Below are 15702 nucleotides of genomic sequence, written 5' to 3'. Positions count from 1 at the left end.
GGCGTTGCGCGCTTGGCAAGACACCATTGCCGGGGTGCGGCTGTGCAAGGCGGACGGGGCCTGCCACACTGCATAGGCCGGAGTTACCCCTTTGCACGCCCCTGACCGCCCCCCGCTAGAGGCGCATCCCGCGCGGCTGATCCTGACCCTGTCGCTGGCCGCGACGGTCGGGCTCGGTATCGGCCGCTTTGCCTATGCGCTGGTGCTGCCCGACATGCGGGAGGACCTCGGCTGGTCCTACTCGGCGGCCGGTTTCATGAACACCATCAACGCCGTCGGCTATCTCGTGGGCGCCCTGGTGGCGTCCCGGTTGATCCGGCGCGTCGGCTGGTCGGCGGCGATCCGCGGCGGAACCCTGGCCTGCGTCGCCGCGCTCGCAACTTGCGCACTGACGGGCAATTTCGTCGCGCTGAGCCTTGCCCGCCTGGTGCTGGGCCTGGGGGCGGCGGCCGGCTTCGTCGCCGGCGGCGCGCTGGCCGCGGCGATCGCGCAGTCGCGCCCGGAGCGGGCCAATTTCCTGCTCAGCCTGTTCTACGCCGGGCCCGGCATCGGCATTCTCGCCTCGGGGCTGATCGCCCCGTTCACGCTGCAATATTTCGGACCGGGCTCGTGGTGGCTGGTGTGGTGGGCGCTGACGCTGCTGTCCGTCGCCATGACGATCCCGCTGTTCCTGATCCGCATCGAAAGCGGTGCACGTTTCTCGGAAGGCGGCCATGCCGCCTTCGCGCTTCCGCCCGTGCTGATTTATCTGGCCGGCTATTTCCTGTTCGGCGCGGGCTACATCGCCTACATGACCTTCATGATCGCCTATGTGCGCGACGGCGGCGGCGGCGCCGCGGCGCAGGCCGCGTTCTGGAGCCTGATCGGCCTGTCCGCCTTCGTCACGCCCTGGGCCTGGCGCGGCGTGCTGGCGCTCGATCGCGGCGGGCTCGCCACCGCCATCATCCTCGGCACCAACGCACTCGGTGCAGCCTTGCCGATGCTGGGGCATTCGCCGGCCTGGCTCGCGGTATCGGCGGTCGTGTTCGGCGTCGCCTTCTTCGCCGTGGTCGGCTCGACCACCGCCTTCGTGCGCTTCAACTATCCGCCGGAGGTGTGGCCGACCGCGATCGCGGCGATGACGATCTCGTTCGGCGTCGGCCAGACGCTCGGCCCGATCGTGGTCGGCGCGATCACCGACGCGCTGGGGAGCTTGAGCTATGCGCTGAATGTCTCGGCCGCATTGCTGGCGCTCGGGGCGGTGGCGGCGTTATGCCAGCGGAAGGTGGGGCCAGCCAAGCAACCGGTGCCGTAGGGTGGGTAAAGGCGCGCAGCGCCGCGCCCACCGACTTCATGATAGATGAAATGGTGGGCACGCTTCGCTTTGCCCACCCTACGGCAGCGGAGTTCGCCTCAGCTCCCACTAAACGAATTATACCCCTGGTCTTCCCAGTAGCCGCCCTTGTAGTCGTTGGTGACTTCCATCGAGACCACGTATTTCGGGTTCTTGAAGCCGAGTTTTGTCGGCACGCGGATCTTCATTGGGAAGCCGTAGGCACGCGGCAGAATCTCGTTCGCGTATTTGAACGTCATCTGGGTCTGCGGATGCAGCGCGCTGCGCATGTCGAGCGGCGAGTTGTAGCCGTCCTTGTCGGCGCACTGGAACCAGACATATTTGGCGCGCGTGTCGGCGCCGATCAGCTTGAGGAAATCGCGCAAGGGCGTGCCGGTCCAGCTGCCGATCGCGCTCCAGCCTTCGACGCAGATGTGACGCGTGATCTGCGTCACCTGCGGCAGCTTGTAGAGCTCGTCCAGCGTCCACGATTTCTTGTTGTCGACGAGGCCGCGCACTTCGAGCTTCCAGTCTTTGCCGTCGACATCAGGCGCGTCGTCGAGATCATAATAGGCGTTGAACGGGAACGGCTTCGTGATCGCGCTCTCGGGGAAGGTCGGCGCCAGCGCGTCGGGATTGAAGATGAAGGCCTGCACCGCGTCGTTGAATTTCGAGACCTGCGACAGCAGCGTATCGGCCGAGGACGAGTCCACGACGTCGCAGCCGGTCAGCAGCGTCAGCGCGCCTAAGCTGGCGCCGCCCGCAATGAAGCGCCGGCGGGTAAAATCCGGCATCGTCTTGATGGCGTCCTTGATGAGCAATCGCTTGTCGACGCCGGGGATCAGGAATGAACGCTTGGCCATGATAATTCTCCTAATCAGCGGCCAATGATCATCGCGCGCAGGCTCTTCGGCACCAGCAGCGCGAGCAGGACGTGAATGACGAGGAAGACGCAGATCGCGGCCATGCAGAAGAAATGCACGTAGCGCGCGGTCGGATAGTCGCCGAACAGCATCACGAGGTAATAGAGCTGCACCGGCTTCCACATCCCAAGGCCGGAGAGCACGATCAGCACGCCGACCACGATGATGCCGGCATAGAGCAGGCGCTGCACGTAATTGTAGACCGTGAGGTCGTCATGGCCGAGCTTGAAGGTCAGCGCGGCCCTGACGTCATGCAGCACGCCTGATGGCGTGATCGGCAGCAGTTTCTTGCGGAAGCGACCGGTGGCAAAACCGGTGATGAGATAGGCGAGACCGTTGATCATCAGCAGCCACATCGCCGCAAAATGCCAGAGCAGGCCGCCGCCGAGCCAGCCGCCGAGCGTGTACTCACGCGGGAAGCTGAAGCCGAACAGCGGCGAGGCGTTGTAGATCTGCCAGCCCGACAGGATCATCAGGATCATGGCGAGGGCGTTGATCCAATGCATGACGCGGACCCAGGCCGGCTGGATCACTTTGGTCGGGGTGGACCTGACCTGCTCGTCGGTGACTGTGAGGCTCGCCATGGTGGTTCCGTCCTGAACGTCGTGTGACACCGAATATACGCCGATGCGTCCGCTTTCGTTACGCCCCGTTGGCCATCGAATCGATGCCCGCAGGCTATGCTGGTCACAAAAAAGCGAGCCGGGCACCCCCGGCTCGCCATCGCAAAGCACCCTGTTCGGGGGATGAAACAGGGGTCCGCGGTGTTACGTCGCCGGCATCAGCACGGTGTCGACCACATGGATGACGCCGTTCGACTGGTTGACGTTGGTGATCGTCACCATCGAGGTGCCGCCCTTGGCGTCGACGATCCAGGTCTTGCCGTCCATCTTCTTGACCGTCAGCTCCTCGCCCTCGGCGGTCTTCAGCTTCTTGCCGTCGGTGAGGTCGGAGGCCTCGAGCTTGCCGGGCACGACATGGTAGGTGAGGATCTTGGTCAGGGTCGCCTTGTTCTCGGGCTTGACCAGGCTGTCGACGGTGCCGGCCGGCAGCTTGCCGAAGGCGGCGTTGGTCGGCGCGAACACCGTGAACGGACCCTTGCTTTCCAGCGTCGGCACGAGGCCGGCCGCCTTCACCGCCGCGACCAGCGTGGTGTGGTCCTTCGAGTTGACCGCGTTCTGGACGATGTTCTTGGACGGGAACATCGCGGCACCGCCGACCATGACGGTCTTCTCCTCGGCACGCACCGGCGCGACCACGGTCGCGGTGATGGCGAGGGCGCTGAAGGCGGCGGCAGCGAGATAGGCAATGCGCTTCGACATGGAGAGTCTCCCGATTGAATTTGACCGGCGATGGCCGGCGCTTGAGTTGGGCAACAACGGTGCTTGCGACCCCTTGGCGTGAAGCAGAAGCGCCGTCGTTGGACCGAACTACGGGAGGATTTGCGATGCGGTTTCGGGGAAAAATTCTTTGTGATGCGTGAAACTATGCGGGGGGATGTTCGTGGGGGCGAGCGTGCGCCAAGCAAACGGTGCCGTAGGGTGGGCAAAGCGCAGCGTGCCCACCAAGCACAAATGCGGAGAGAGATGGTGGGCACGGCGCTTTGCGCCTTTGCCCACCCTACGGCACTGTGCCGGTTTCGGCAGTGCGCCCGCCATCAATCCCTGCTCAGCGGCGTCTGGATGAATCCGCGATTATGCGTCGGGCTGATCAGCAGCTCGTTGATACAGACGCGCGGCGGCATCGAGGCGATGAAGGCGATGGTGCGGCCGAGGTCTTCGGGCTGCAGCATCCTGGCCTGCTCCGCCTCGCTCGGCACCACCGGGCGCAGCTTCAGGATCGGTGTCGCCACCTCGCCCGGCATCAGGCAGCAGGCGCGCAGGCCGTTGACGCATTCGTCCATGTTGAAGGAATGGGTCAGCGCCAGCACCGCATGCTTGGTGGTGGTGTAGGCCGGGCCCGGCATCTTCGAGACGTGGCGGCCGGCCCAGGAGGAGACGTTGATGATCGATCCGTCCTGCTGCTTGCGCATCGTCGGCAGCACCGCGCGCATGCAATAGAGCACGCCGTTGAGATTGACCTGGACCAGCTTGTCCCAGCCCTCCTGTTCCATGTCCTGCCAGCTGCGCTTGGGAACATTGATACCGGCATTGTTGACCAGGAGGTCGATGCGGCCGTGCTTGGCGACGATCTGATCTGCCGCCTTCTGGGCGTCGGCGGCGTCAGACACGTCCAGCGCGATCGCCTCGGCTGCCCCGCCCGCCCCCGTGATCTTCGCAACCACGGTATCCAGGGCGTCCTTGCGGCGGCCCGAGACCACCACCGTCCAGCCGTCGGCAGCAAGCGCCTCGGCGCCGGCTTCCCCGATCCCGCTGCCGCCGCCCGTCACCCAGGCCACGCGTTTCCCGTTTTTTGACATGCAAACTGTCTCCGTTGCTTCATTGGGGCGGTTTTTGCTAATCCAGCCCTCGGTTTTGACCGGCCTTGTCAGTCTTGCGGTCGAGGAAATCTTGCATGAACCACGCAGCCAACGCCAACCTGTTTTCCCGCCTGTTCGACGGCCTCGACGATCCCAAACGCCTCGCGATCGAGACGCAGGACGGCGCCCATATCAGCTATGGTGATCTGGTCGCGCGGGCAGGCCAAATGGCGAACGTGCTGGTTGCGCGCGGCGTGAAGCCGGGTGACCGCGTCGCGGTGCAGGTGGAGAAATCCGTCGCCAACATCGTGCTGTATCTGGCGACCGTGCGGGCCGGCGCGGTCTATCTGCCGCTGAACACGGCCTATACACTGAACGAGCTCGACTACTTCATCGGCGATGCCGAGCCGTCGCTGGTGGTCTGCGATCCCTCCAAGGCGGAAGGGCTCGCGCCGATCGCCGCCAAGGTGAAGGCCAAGGTCGAAACGCTCGGCGCTGACGGCAAGGGCTCGCTGACGGAGGCCGCGGGCAAGGCGAGCAGCGAGTTCACGACGGTGCCGCGCGAAAACGACGATCTCGCCGCGATCCTCTACACCTCGGGCACCACCGGCCGCTCCAAGGGCGCGATGCTGACGCACGACAATCTCGCGTCGAACTCGCTCTCGCTGGTCGGCTACTGGCGCTTCACCGACAAGGACGTCTTGATCCACGCGCTGCCGATCTACCACACCCACGGCCTGTTCGTGGCGACCAACGTGACGCTGTTCTCACGGGCGTCGATGATCTTCCTGCCCAAGCTCGATCCGGACCTCATCGTCAAGCTGATGGCGCGCGCGACGGTGCTGATGGGCGTGCCGACCTTCTATACCCGCCTGCTGCAGAACGCGGCGCTGTCGCACGAGACCACCAAGCACATGCGGCTGTTCATCTCGGGCTCCGCGCCGCTGCTGGCCGAGACCCATCGCGAATGGTCGGCGCGCACCGGCCATGCCGTGCTCGAGCGCTACGGCATGACCGAAACCAACATGAACACGTCGAACCCGTATGACGGCGAACGCGTGCCCGGCGCAGTCGGCTTCCCCCTTCCCGGCGTCTCCGTTCGCGTCACCGAACCCGAGACCGGCAAGGAATTGCCGCGCGAAGAGATCGGCATGATCGAGGTGAAGGGCCCGAACGTCTTCAAGGGCTACTGGCGCATGCCGGAGAAGACCAAGTCGGAATTCCGGCCCGACGGCTTCTTCATCACCGGTGACCTCGGCAAGATCGACGACAAGGGCTACGTCCACATTCTCGGCCGCGGCAAGGACCTCGTGATCTCCGGCGGCTTCAACGTCTACCCCAAGGAGATCGAGAGCGAGATCGACGCCATGCCGGGCGTGGTGGAATCCGCCGTGATCGGCGTGCCGCATGCCGATTTCGGCGAGGGCGTCACCGCGGTGCTGGTCTGCAACAAGGGCGCCGACGTCAGCGAAGCCTCGGTGCTGAAGGCGCTCGATGGGCGTTTGGCAAAATTCAAGATGCCCAAGCGGGTGTTCGTCGTCGACGAGCTGCCGCGCAACACGATGGGCAAGGTGCAGAAGAACGTGCTGCGGGATACGTACAAGGATATTTACGCGAAAAAGTGAGAAGGGCCCCGCTCTCTCGCCTCGTCATTGCGAGGAGCTCTTGCGACGAAGCAATCCAGACTGGCGCCGCGGAAAGATTCTGGATTGGTTTGCTTCGCTCGCAATGACGGAGTGTGCGGCCCTTACTGCCCGCCCACCAGGCTCATCACGAACCTGCTGCCGACGATGAACAGATAACACCCGAACGCGGCCTCCAGCGTCCGCTTCGACATCGCATGCGCGGCTTTCACACCGAGTGGCGCGGTGACGAGGCTCATCGGCATCACCAGCACGGCGCCGATCAGCGAGACGTAGCCGAGCGCGAAGGGGATCTGCAGCGCTGCAATGCCGGGATAGGTCGCCGCCGCCGGCCAGCCGGCATAGATGTAGCCGAGCGCGCCGGGGATCGAGATCAGCACCGCAAGCGCCGACGAGGTCGCGACCGCCTGGTGGATCGGGCGGCTGTAGAAGGTCATCAGCAGATTCGAGAACAGGCCGCCGCCGATGCCCATCAAGGTCGACAAAATGCCGACGCAGAAGCCGTAGACGCGCATCAGCGGGCCCCTCGGCAGATCGTCGCCGAACTTCCAGCCCTCGCGCGCGAAGATGAGGCGCGCCGCGGCCGACCACGCGACGCAGACGAACACGATCTTGAACAGCCGCTCCGGCGCGTAGCGCGCGACGACGCTCCCCGAGACGACGCCGATCACGATCGGCAGCCACCAGGCGCGCAGGATCGACATATCGACGGCGCCGCGCTTGTAATGCGCCTGGAACGATCGGATCGAGGTCGGGATGATCACGGCGAGCGAGGTGCCGACGCAAAGCGGCATCCGTACCTCCAGCGGCACGCCGGCGATGCGGAAGCATTCGTAGAACACCGGCACGAGGATAGCGCCGCCGCCGATGCCGAACACGCCGGCCAGGAATCCCGACAGCGCGCCGGTTGCGATCAGCAGCAGTGCGAGCTCGACGATCTCCCTGGTATCAAGACCTGCAATCACCCTGACCTGCCCCGGCGAACTGGTCGCAGCGCCTCCGAAACGTGCGTCCGGAGTTGGCTGCGTGCCAAGCTGTAAGCGATCTGATTCGCGCGGTCGACACGCAGCGCCCCGCGGCTGGGGTGGAATGCAGGGTGCGCATATCCGGAGCGGATGAAATTGGCTCGTGAGGAGGAGGTTTGCCGCGGGGAGAATTAAGGCTGGCGACGCCTTTGGCCGATCTCTGCCCGGTTTGGACGGCATGGTCCGTTTAGAGGTGTTCCAATAGTAATTTCAACGCGCCCGGCCCCTTCTGAAACAGTGAATTTAAGTTCTGTTCTTCATTGGCGGACCGAGGGTCTGGTATACCAAGCCCCTGATTGGCCTTGTTTCATCAAGGCTGTAGAGCTGAACCGGCGTTCGATTTATGGCGATTTGGTGATTGCGCAGGCGAAATCGACTCCGTAAATAGAGCCGACCTCTCGCGATCCCCGCGCGCGCCCTCAAGGGCCGCCACACAACATCAAAAGCCCATGACCGCACGGATCGAACGACCGCTTTCACCACACATGCAAGTCTACCGCTGGACGCTGACGATGGCGCTGTCCATCGTCCATCGCGCCACCGGTATCGCCCTCTACGCCGGAACCCTGCTGCTGGCCTGGTGGCTGATCGCGGCGGCCTCCGGCCCCGCCGCCTATGCCCATGTCCAGGCCTTCACCGGCAGCATCATCGGCCGCCTGATCGTGTTCGGCTACACCTGGGCGCTGATGCACCATATGCTGAGCGGCATCCGGCACTTCGTCTGGGACCTCGGCTACGGCTTCAAGGCCAATGAGCGCGAAGCGCTGACCTGGGGCGCAGCGATCGGCGGCATCGTCCTGACGGTGCTGATCTGGATCATCGCCTACGCGATCGGAGGCGGACGATGAGCACAGCTGATTCGCCCAAGCGCAGCATGCGCACCCCGCTCGGCCGCGTCCGCAATCTCGGCGCCGCGCATTCCGGCACGTCCGACTTCTGGCGCCAGCGCCTCACGGCGGTGGCGATGACGCTGCTGATGATCCCGGTGCTGGTGATCATCATGATGACGCTCGGCCGCAACCAGGCCGGCGCCAAGCAGATCCTCGGCTCGTTGCCGATCGCCGTCATCATGATGCTCTTCATCGTCGCCAGCGCCTGGCACATGAAGATCGGCATGCAGGTCGTGATCGAGGACTACGTTCACAACGAGAAGCTGAAGCTCACCGCGATCATGCTCAACAATTTCTTCTCGATCGCGGTCGCACTCGCCTCGATCTACGCGATTCTCCAACTGTCATCCGGAGTGTAACCCATGGCCAATGCGACCAATGGCACGGGCAACAGCGCTCCCGCCACCAACGGCAAAGCCTATCCGATCGAAGACCACACCTATGACGTCGTCGTGGTCGGTGCCGGCGGCGCAGGCCTGCGCGCCGTGGTCGGCTGCGGCGAGGCCGGCCTCCGCACCGCCTGCATCACAAAAGTGTTTCCGACCCGCTCGCACACGGTCGCGGCGCAGGGCGGCATCTCGGCTTCGCTCGGCAACATGCACAAGGACGACTGGCGCTGGCACATGTACGACACCGTGAAGGGGTCGGACTGGCTCGGCGACCAGGACGCGATCGAATACATGGTGCGCAACGCGCCCGACGCGGTCTACGAGCTCGAGCATTGGGGCGTGCCGTTCTCGCGCACCGAGGACGGCAAGATCTACCAGCGTCCGTTCGGCGGCATGACCACCGAGTTCGGCAAGAGCCAGGCGCAGCGCACCTGCGCCGCCGCCGACCGCACCGGCCACGCCATGCTGCACACGATGTACGGCCAGTCGCTGCGCCACGCGGCCGAGTTCTTCATCGAGTTCTTCGCCATCGACCTGATCATGGACGACCAGGGCACCTGCCGCGGCGTCATCGCGCTCAAGCTCGACGACGGCACGCTGCACCGCTTCCGCGCCCAGACCGTGATTCTCGCCACCGGCGGCTACGGCCGCGCCTACGCCTCCTGCACCTCGGCGCACACCTGCACCGGCGACGGCGGCGGCATGGTGCTGCGCGCCGGCCTGCCGATGCAGGACATGGAGTTCGTGCAGTTCCACCCGACCGGCATCTACGGCTCGGGCTGTCTCGTCACCGAGGGCGCCCGCGGCGAAGGCGGCTATCTCGTCAACTCCGAGGGCGAGCGCTTCATGGAGCGCTACGCGCCTTCAGCGAAGGATCTGGCCTCGCGCGACGTCGTCTCGCGCGCGATGACCATCGAGATCCGCGAGGGACGCGGCGTCGGCAAGAAGAAGGACCACATCTTCCTTCATCTCGACCATCTCGATCCCGCGGTGCTCGCCGAGCGCCTGCCGGGCATCTCCGAATCCGCCAAGATCTTCGCCAATGTCGACGTGACGCGCGAGCCGATCCCGATCGTGCCGACCGTGCACTACAACATGGGCGGCATCCCGACGAATTATCACGGCGAAGTGCTGACCAAGAAGGACGGCGACGACAACGCCATCATTCCGGGTCTGATGGCGATCGGCGAAGCCGCCTGCGTCTCCGTGCACGGAGCCAACCGCCTCGGCTCCAACTCGCTGATCGACCTCGTCGTGTTCGGCCGCGCCGCCGCGCTCCGCCTCGCCGAGAAGCTCACGCCCAACGCCAAGCAGCCGGAGCTGCCGGCGAACTCGGCCGAGCTCGCGCTCGGCCGCCTCGACCATTATCGCTACGCCTCCGGCGGCACGCCGACCGCGAAGCTGCGCGAAGGCATGCAGCACGTGATGCAGAACAACTGCGCCGTGTTCCGCACCGGCGAAGTCCTGAGCGAAGGCCAGAACCTGATTGAGAAGGTCCACAGCGGCATCACCGACATCGCCGTGTCCGACCGCTCGCTGGTGTGGAATTCGGACCTCGTCGAGACGCTGGAGTTCGACAATCTGATCTCGCAGGCGGTGGTGACGATGAACTCGGCCGCCAACCGCACCGAGAGCCGCGGCGCACATGCCCGCGAGGACTTCTCCGAGCGCGACGACAAGAACTGGATGAAGCACACGCTGGCCTGGCTGGACGATGCCGGCAAGGTCAAGATCGAGTATCGCCCGGTTCACAACTACACCATGACCAACGACGTGCAGTACATCCCGCCGAAGGCGCGCGTGTACTGATCGAACAGCGAAGGCCCTATCGAAATGGTTGAATTCGCACTTCCGAAGAACTCCAAGATCACCGGCGGCAAGACCTGGCCGAAGCCTGCGGGCGCGACCGAGCTCCGCGAGTTCAAGGTCTATCGCTGGAATCCTGACGACGGCAAGAATCCGAGCGTCGACACCTATTACGTCGACACCCATGATTGCGGCCCGATGGTGCTGGACGGCCTGATCTGGATCAAGAACCACATCGACCCGTCGCTGACCTTCCGCCGCTCCTGCCGCGAAGGCGTCTGCGGCTCCTGCGCCATGAACATCGACGGCCAGAACACGCTGGCCTGCACCCGCTCGATGCACGACGTCAAGGACGGCGCGGTCAAGATCAACCCGCTGCCGCACCAGCCGGTCGTCAAGGACCTCGTCCCCGACCTGACGAACTTCTACGCGCAGTACGCCTCGGTCGAGCCGTGGCTGAAGACGACCTCGCCGACGCCGCAGAAGGAATGGCGCCAGAGCCACGAGGATCGCGAGAAGCTCGACGGCCTCTACGAGTGCATCCTGTGCGCCTGCTGCTCGACCTCGTGCCCGAGCTATTGGTGGAACAGCGACCGCTATCTCGGTCCCGCCGCGCTGCTGCAGGCCAACCGCTGGGTCTCCGATTCCCGCGACGAGGCCACCGGCGAGCGCCTCGATAATCTCGAGGATCCGTTCCGGCTCTACCGCTGCCACACCATCATGAATTGCGCCAAGGCGTGCCCGAAGGGCCTCAACCCGGCGGAAGCCATCGCCGAGCTCAAGCTCAAGATGGTCGAGCGGCAGATCTAGCATCGTTCATGCCATGGCCCCCGGCCATTGCGGCCGGGGCATTCTACGATCGGCGCCAGTTTGAGTAGAATTTGCCACAACGCGCGTGGCGGGCGATTCGACAGAATACAACCCAAGATTATGGCGACAAGCCGCTTCCTTCCCGGCGGGAAATTCAAGTAAGCTCTTCGGTCCAGGGACCGGAGCGACCGTGCAGGGAGCGCAACGCAATTCGCTGAGGCTTTTGCAGTGGATGATGGTTGCATCCCTGGCGCTGCCGATTGCGCTGTTCGCGATCGCCTCCACGATCTCCTACACTTCGACCAGGGACATCGCCGACCGCGAGATCGAGCGCACGCTCGATGTGGCGCATGAGCATGCGCTCAAGGTGTTCGAGACCATCGACCGCAGCCTGTCCGAGCTCAACGAGGTGGTGCGCGGCCTTCCCGACGATGTCATCCGCGCGCGCGAAGGGGTGCTGCACCGCCGGCTGAGGCGGCTGACCGATTCGCTGCCGCAGCTGAAATCGGCCTGGATCTTCGACGCGGACGGAAAGGCGCTGGTCAACAGCCTCGTTTCGCCGCCGCCCCAGTTGGGCTTTTCGGACCGCGACTATTTTTACGTCCATGTCGACCAGACCATCGGCACCTTCATCGGCATGCCGCTGACGCCGCGGCCGCCGTATCAGGGCGCGCGCTTTTTCAGCATGAGCCGCCGCCGCGACGCCGATGACGGCAGCTTCATCGGTGTGATCCAGGCCTCCGTGCTGCCGGAATATTTCGAGAGCTTCTATGCCAGGATCGGCTCGGACCGCGGCAGCTTCTTCGCGATGGGTCGCACCGACGGCGTGGTGCTGGCGCATTTCCCGCGGCTCGACCGCGACCTCCGGCTCGATCCGGGCGGACCGGTCGGCCGCGAGATCGCCGCGCACCCCGCGCAGGGGCTCATGACCATCGCCTGGCCCTCGGACGGGATCGAGCGCCGCATCGGCTACAGGCGCGTCGCCGAATATCCGATCTATGTCAGCGCCGGCTTCGAGACGTCGGCGATCCGCGCGCGCTGGTACGCCACCATCGGGCAGCATCTGGTGTTCGGCGTTCCCGCCACCGCGCTGCTGTTCCTGCTGCTGGCATTCGCCTTCCGGCGCACCCAGCATCTGCAGATGGAAGCCGCAAGGCGGCGCGAGGCCGAGGAAGCGCTCAAGCACAGCCAGCGCCTGGAAGCGCTCGGCCAGCTCACCGGCGGCGTCGCCCACGACTTCAACAACCTGCTGACCGTGATCCGCGCCTCGGTCGATCTGTTGAACCGCCCGCAGCTGAGCGAAGAGCGACGGCAGCGCTACATCACGGCGATCGCGGACGCGGTGGCGCGCGCGGCCAAGCTGACCTCGCAGCTGCTGGCCTTCGCGCGGCGCCAGACCCTGAAGCCGGAAGTGTTCGACGTCGGCGAGCGGCTGCAGTCGCTGCACGACATGCTCGCCACGCTGCTCGGGCCGGCCATCGAGATCGCGATGCGGCTGCCGGCGGAGCCGTGTCTCGTCAATGCCGACGCCAGCCAGTTCGAGACCGCGCTGATCAACATGGCGACCAATGCGCGCGATGCCATGCAGGGCAAGGGCAGGATCAGCTTCACCGTCGAGAGGGCGGCGACCATTCCCGACACGCTGGCGCAGGTCTCGCACAGTCATATCCCGGGACACCTCGGCTTCGTCGGCGTGATCGTCAGCGACACCGGCGTCGGCATTCCACCCGCGCGGCTCGGACGGATCTTCGAGCCGTTCTTCACCACCAAGCAGGTCGGCCACGGCACGGGTCTCGGCCTGTCCCAAGTGTTCGGTTTCGCCCGGCAATCCGGCGGCGAGGTGACGGTGACGAGCGAAGTCGGCCAGGGCAGCACCTTCTCGCTCTATCTCCCACGCGTGCCCGCGGACCTCTTGCCGCAGCAGCAGGCGCCGAACACCGCGCCTGCGGTGGCCGGCAGCGGCATGTCGGTGCTGCTGGTCGAGGACAATATCGAGCTCGCCAATTTCGCCGCCGATGGCCTCACCGCGCTCGGCTACAGCATCACGCTGATCGACAATGCCGCCGATGCGCTGGCCGAGCTCGTCGTGGACGCGGACCGTTTCGATGTCGTGTTCTCCGACATCGTGATGCCCGGCATGACCGGGCTCGATCTGGCGCGGGCGATCCGCGATCGCGGCATCAAGGTGCCGGTCGTGCTGACCACCGGCTACAGCCAGGCGCTGTCGCAGGAAGGCAGCCTCGGCTTCGACCTCGTGCAAAAGCCCTATTCGATCGAGGAGTTGTCGCGCGTGCTGCACCGGGCTGCGCGGCTGCGGCGGGTGCGCGACGGCGCCGCCGAATAGGGTATTCGGGAACCGACCGGAACCGGCTGATTTGTCTCGCGTTATCCGGCCATGCAAAAGCCAGCCGGGAAGCGCGACCAGGGCAAGACGCCACCCATTGTCGAGATCAAAGGCGAGAACGGCGACGAGGTGGCTCCGCCGCCGCCCGAGGTGCTCGAGCCCGATCCCGAACTCTCTCCCGAAGAGGCCGAGCAGGCCCGCAAGGATTATCTGCTGACCCGCTTCTGGATCAGCGCGCGCGGCTTCTGGGGCCGCAACGGCGACCGCCTCGCCTGGCCGTTCTCGATCGGCCTCGGCGCGCTGATCATCCTCACTGTCGGGTTTCAATACGGCATCAATGTCTGGAATCGCGCGATCTTCGACGCGATCGAGAAGCGCGACGCGACGAGCGTCTTCCATCTCACCGCACTGTTCTTCCCGCTCGCGATCGGCAGCATCGTGCTCGGCGTGGCGCAGGTGTTCGCACGCATGGGCATCCAGCGGCGCTGGCGGGCCTGGCTCACCAGCAGCGTGCTGACGCGCTGGCTCACGAACGGGCGCTACTACCAGCTCAACCTCGTCGGTGGCGACCACCAGAATCCGGAATACCGGATCGCGGAAGACTTACGCATCGCGACCGATGCGCCGGTCGATTTCCTCGCCGGCGTCACCTCGGCGCTGCTGTCGGCCGCGACCTTCATCGTCGTGCTCTGGACCATCGGCGGCGCGCTCACCGTCACGCTCGGCGGCTCATCGGTGACCATTCCCGGCTTCCTCGTGATCGCCGCCATCCTCTACGCCGCGATCGCATCCGGCTCGATCGTGGTGATCGGACGGCGCTTCGTGCAGGTCTCGGAGGACAAGAACCAGGCCGAGGCCGATTTCCGCTACACGCTGACACGCGTGCGCGAGAACGGCGAAAGCATCGCACTGCTCGGCGGCGAAGAGGAGGAGCGCGACGGCCTCGACCGCAATTTCACCAGCGTCTTGCGGCAATGGGCGCGGCTCGCCGGTCAGCACATGCGCACCACGCTGGTGTCGCAGGGATCGGGCCTCGTCGCACCGGTCGTGCCGCTGCTGCTCTGCGCGCCAAAATTCCTCGACGGCAGCATGACGCTGGGGCAGGTGATGCAGGCGGCCTCCGCCTTCACCATCGTGCAGAGTGCGTTCGGCTGGCTGGTCGACAATTATCCGCGGCTCGCCGACTGGAACGCCTGCGCGCGCCGCATCGCCTCGCTGATGATGTCGCTCGACGGCCTCGAACGCGCCGAGCAGGGCGACGGCCTCGGCCGCATCCAGCGCGGCGAGACGCGCAACGAGGCGATGCTGGAGCTGCATGATCTCTCCGTCACACTCGACGACGGCACCGCGGTGGTCGGTGAGACCGAGGTGGTGATCGAGCCCGGCGAGCGGCTGCTGGTCGCCGGCGAATCCGGCACCGGCAAGAGCACGCTGGTGCGCGCCATCGCGGGGCTATGGCCGTGGGGCGGCGGCAGCGTCAACTTCCATCCCGACCGTCGGCTGTTCATGCTGCCGCAGCGGCCCTACGTGCCCTCGGGATCGCTGCGCCGCGCCGTCGCCTATCCCGGGGCCGAAGAGGATTGGACCATCGGGGAGATCGGGGAGGCCCTGCACAAGGTCGGCCTCGACCATCTCAAGGAGAAGATCGAGGAGGAGGGCCCGTGGGACCAGACGCTGTCGGGCGGCGAGAAGCAGCGCCTCGCCTTCGCGCGGCTGCTGCTGCACATGCCCGACATTGTCGTGCTCGATGAAGCGACCTCGGCGCTCGACGAAAAGAGTCAGGACAAGATGATGAAGATGGTCACCGACGAGCTGCCGAGGGCAACCATCGTCAGCGTCGCGCATCGCGTCGAGCTGGAAGCTTTTCACAGCCGCAAGATCGTGCTGGAGCGCCGCAAGGGCGGCGCCAAGCTCGTCAGCGACGTCGACCTGATTCCGCGCAAGGGCCGGCGCAGGCTGCTCGGGCGATTCCTGAGGCAGCGCAAGGCGGCGAAGCAGGCGGCGTGAGGCGCGCGGCCTGTAGCCCGGATGGAGCGAAGCGCAATCCGGGAAAGTCCATCCGTGCGGCGAGAATCCCGGATTTCGCTGCGCTCCATCCGGGCTACGGACCTTTCGTGAAGATTGGAGTCCCCGCCAAAACC

General features: G+C 65.4%; 13 protein-coding genes. 8 read left to right on the top strand and 5 right to left on the bottom strand.

Translation table 11 applies throughout. From position 1 onward, the window contains the following. The first annotated feature begins 91 nt into the window (after positions 1–91). Complete coding sequence (locus tag IQ16_RS03030) at positions 92–1294, top strand: YbfB/YjiJ family MFS transporter (RefSeq protein WP_026312328.1); 1203 nt, start codon at positions 92–94, stop codon at positions 1292–1294. 98 nt (positions 1295–1392) lie between these two features. On the opposite strand, the gene IQ16_RS03025 is transcribed toward IQ16_RS03030, so the two are convergent. The 4 genes from IQ16_RS03025 to IQ16_RS03010 form a co-directional block, all read right to left on the bottom strand. Further along, a complete protein-coding gene (locus IQ16_RS03025; protein WP_018645156.1) occupies positions 1393–2175 on the bottom strand; it encodes a molybdopterin-binding protein in 783 nt (260 codons plus the stop codon). Between the two features lie 14 nt (positions 2176–2189). Further along, a complete protein-coding gene (locus IQ16_RS03020; RefSeq protein ID WP_018645155.1) occupies positions 2190–2819 on the bottom strand; it encodes a cytochrome b/b6 domain-containing protein in 630 nt (209 codons plus the stop codon). 183 nt (positions 2820–3002) lie between these two features. Beyond that, on the bottom strand, positions 3003–3557 hold the full coding sequence (locus tag IQ16_RS03015) for a fasciclin domain-containing protein (RefSeq protein WP_018645154.1): 555 nt from the start codon (positions 3555–3557) through the stop codon (positions 3003–3005). Between the two features lie 335 nt (positions 3558–3892). Continuing rightward, a complete protein-coding gene (locus IQ16_RS03010) occupies positions 3893–4654 on the bottom strand; it encodes an SDR family oxidoreductase (RefSeq protein ID WP_018645153.1) in 762 nt (253 codons plus the stop codon). Positions 4655–4749: 95 nt separating this feature from the next. On the opposite strand from IQ16_RS03010, the gene IQ16_RS03005 reads away from it, so the two are divergent. Beyond that, entirely contained in the window at positions 4750–6279 is a 1530-nt protein-coding gene (locus tag IQ16_RS03005) for a malonate--CoA ligase (protein ID WP_018645152.1), read from the top strand. 122 nt (positions 6280–6401) lie between these two features. Here IQ16_RS03005 and IQ16_RS03000 read toward each other — a convergent pair whose 3' ends face one another. Continuing rightward, complete coding sequence (locus IQ16_RS03000; protein WP_018645151.1) at positions 6402–7262, bottom strand: sulfite exporter TauE/SafE family protein; 861 nt, start codon at positions 7260–7262, stop codon at positions 6402–6404. A gap of 509 nt (positions 7263–7771) precedes the next feature. Between IQ16_RS03000 and sdhC the strand changes: the two genes are divergently transcribed. From sdhC to IQ16_RS02970, 6 genes are all read left to right on the top strand, one after another. Then, positions 7772–8170 (top strand): succinate dehydrogenase, cytochrome b556 subunit, encoded by a 399-nt coding sequence (gene sdhC, locus IQ16_RS02995; RefSeq protein ID WP_018645150.1) that lies wholly within the window; start codon positions 7772–7774, stop codon positions 8168–8170. Further along, positions 8167–8571 carry a succinate dehydrogenase, hydrophobic membrane anchor protein gene (sdhD, locus tag IQ16_RS02990; RefSeq protein ID WP_018645149.1) on the top strand — a complete coding sequence of 135 codons (405 nt, stop codon included), beginning with the start codon at positions 8167–8169 and terminating at the stop codon, positions 8569–8571. The genes sdhC and sdhD overlap by 4 nt, the downstream gene beginning before the upstream one ends. A gap of 3 nt (positions 8572–8574) precedes the next feature. After that, entirely contained in the window at positions 8575–10410 is a 1836-nt protein-coding gene (gene sdhA, locus IQ16_RS02985) for a succinate dehydrogenase flavoprotein subunit (RefSeq protein ID WP_018645148.1), read from the top strand. 24 nt (positions 10411–10434) lie between these two features. Then, positions 10435–11217: a succinate dehydrogenase iron-sulfur subunit gene (locus IQ16_RS02980; protein WP_018645147.1), complete on the top strand. Its 783-nt coding sequence runs from the start codon at positions 10435–10437 to the stop codon at positions 11215–11217. Positions 11218–11407: 190 nt separating this feature from the next. Continuing rightward, positions 11408–13561 (top strand): hybrid sensor histidine kinase/response regulator, encoded by a 2154-nt coding sequence (locus tag IQ16_RS02975; protein WP_018645146.1) that lies wholly within the window; start codon positions 11408–11410, stop codon positions 13559–13561. A 51-nt stretch (positions 13562–13612) separates the two neighbouring features. Next, positions 13613–15568: an ABC transporter ATP-binding protein/permease gene (locus IQ16_RS02970; RefSeq protein ID WP_018645145.1), complete on the top strand. Its 1956-nt coding sequence runs from the start codon at positions 13613–13615 to the stop codon at positions 15566–15568. The last annotated feature ends 134 nt before the right edge of the window (positions 15569–15702 follow it).

This window comes from Bradyrhizobium huanghuaihaiense (assembly GCF_007830635.1).
Classification (GTDB): domain Bacteria; phylum Pseudomonadota; class Alphaproteobacteria; order Rhizobiales; family Xanthobacteraceae; genus Bradyrhizobium; species Bradyrhizobium huanghuaihaiense.
Note: the sequence above shows the minus strand (reverse complement) of the source record. Positions and strands in the feature narration are given on the sequence as shown.